Genomic DNA, 2,069 nt, shown 5'->3' with positions numbered 1-2,069 from the left:
GCGGCGGCCGCACTTTTCATCGCCGAGCGGCCAGTTATGCCACGCGATTATCCAAAAACCGTGCCATAACTGGCCATTGGGCGCCGCGAACCCTTAGGGCTTCGCATATTCGAGCGACAATGACGTGTGGGCGATACCGCAGCATGTCGGAGCTCACGCGAACGACGAGCCAGCCCTGCGCCGCCAATTCGGCATACCGGTCGATGTCGTTTGCCCTCACTGCAGGGTCCGTCCAGTGTTGAGCACCCTCGTACTCCACGCCCACCTTGAATTCCTCGTAGCCCATGTCGATTCGCGCATGCCTCCTGCCCAGGAAGTTTCCCGGGACGACGATCTGTGTCCGGGGCCTGGGCAATCCGGCATCGACGAGAACGAGACGAGTGCGTGTCTCCTGCGGAGATTCGGCGCCGACGTTCATCAGGTCGAGCACCTCCCGCAGCTGAACCAACCCACGCGCCCCACGGTGCCGCCGGACCAGCGGAAGGACGTCGACCGCGCGCACACTCGCCGCTTGGGCGAGGGCGTCCAACCGGACGACGGCCTCAGTCCTGCCGGCGCGTCGGCCCAGATCGAACGCGGTACGCGCCGGCGTGGTCATCGAGATCCCGTTGACCAGGCACGTCTCGTCGTCGGCCAACTCATCGCGGTGAAATGAGGATGTCCTTGACCGGTTTGCCGTTGCGGCGATACAACTCGGCGGGTTCACCCCCGTCGATCCAGCGGGTGCCATACAACGCAGCGGCCGAGAGTCCGGCCATCGTGGCCCGCCGCCCTGACCACAGCCACGCCCCAATCGCCCGCGTGGATGCCGTCATCTCAATGCCTTTACCGATATAAACATTGCGGTAGATGGCGTCATAGCGGTTCGTCAACGTTCGCCTGGTCAGGCTGCCCGCGCGCAACGCCTCGGTCCCGATAAATGGTCCGTCCATGGCTGTACCGTCGCGGCGCCGTGCGACACACACGCCCGAGGCCGCCGCGGCGGGCCGCCTGCTTGTGGAACAAGGTCGCTCTGGGGATATCCCCCGGCCGAGCGGCCACTTGATGCGCACAATCCCACCTGACGCGTGTCACAGGTAGCCACTCGACAACGAAATCAAGCCAGGATCGTCGCAGGTCAACGGCCAGTTACCGAACGGTATTGCAACCTGTTCTATTATCGCCTCTCATGAAGACCAAAGGCGCCCTGCTGTGGGAACTCAACTCGCCATTCCAGGTCGACGAGATCGACCTCGGCGACCCCGTCGCCGACGAAGTACAGATCCAGATGCACGCCGCGGGCATGTGCCACTCGGACTACCACCTGACCACCGGTGCCACCCCGATGGCGCTGCCGGCGCTCGGCGGCCATGAGGGCGCCGGCGTCGTCACCAAGGTCGGCAAGAACGTCACCGGCATCGAGGAGGGCGACCACGTCATCCTCGCCTTCATCCCGGCCTGTGGTGAATGCCCGCCGTGTCTGAAGGGCTTCCGCTCGCTGTGCGACCGCGGCGCGGTCCTGCTCGGCGGTAAGGCCATCGCCGACGGCACCAACCGCATCACCGCCCGCGGCCGCGAGGTGTCGCCGATGAACCTGCTCGGCACCTTCGCGCCGTACATGACCGTCCACAAGGATTCCGTCGTCAAGATCGACAAGGACATCCCGTTCGAGACCGCGGCCATCATGGGCTGCGCGGTGCCGACCGGCTTCGGTTCGGCCACCAACGTCGCCGACGTCAAGCCCGGCGAGACCGTCATCGTCGTCGGCGTCGGCGGTATCGGCATGAGCGCCCTGCAGGGCGCAGTCATCTCAGGCGCCAAGCACGTCATCGCGATCGACCCGAACGAATGGAAGCGCGAGCAGGCCATCAAGTTCGGCGCCACGCACGTCTACGCCTCGATGGCCGAGGCCATCGCGCCGGTCATCGACACGACCTGGGGTCTGATGGCGGACAAGGTCATCATCGCCGTGGGTGAGATGAAGGGCGAGTACATCGAAGAGGCGATGATCCTCACCGCCAAGACCGGCACCTGCGTGGTGACGGGTATGGGCTCGATGATGGACGCCGACGTCAAGCTCAACTTGTTCC

3 protein-coding genes are annotated in these 2,069 nt (G+C 65.0%); 1 reads left to right on the top strand and 2 read right to left on the bottom strand.

Going from position 1 to position 2,069, the window contains the following annotated elements; all coding sequences use genetic code 11:
- Window positions 1-34: 34 nt before the first annotated feature.
- Both ACWGPE_RS18600 and ACWGPE_RS18595 read right to left on the bottom strand, forming a co-directional pair.
- Window positions 35-637, bottom strand: a complete 603-nt coding sequence (locus ACWGPE_RS18600; protein WP_452049247.1) for an endonuclease domain-containing protein — start codon at window positions 635-637, stop codon at window positions 35-37.
- A 1-nt stretch (window position 638) separates the two neighbouring features.
- The gene (locus tag ACWGPE_RS18595; protein ID WP_452049246.1) at window positions 639-932 is read right to left on the bottom strand and encodes a hypothetical protein; all 294 of its coding nucleotides are present in this window, start codon (window positions 930-932) and stop codon (window positions 639-641) included.
- Window positions 933-1,141: 209 nt separating this feature from the next.
- Between ACWGPE_RS18595 and ACWGPE_RS18590 the strand changes: the two genes are divergently transcribed.
- Window positions 1,142-2,069, top strand: a 928-nt coding sequence (locus ACWGPE_RS18590) for an NDMA-dependent alcohol dehydrogenase (RefSeq protein WP_452049245.1), incomplete at its 3' end; no start/stop codon positions are given.

This window comes from Agromyces sp. NPDC055658 (genome assembly GCF_053618155.1).
The sequence above is the reverse complement of the archived record's forward strand: the minus strand, read 5'-3'. Positions and strand labels throughout refer to the sequence as shown.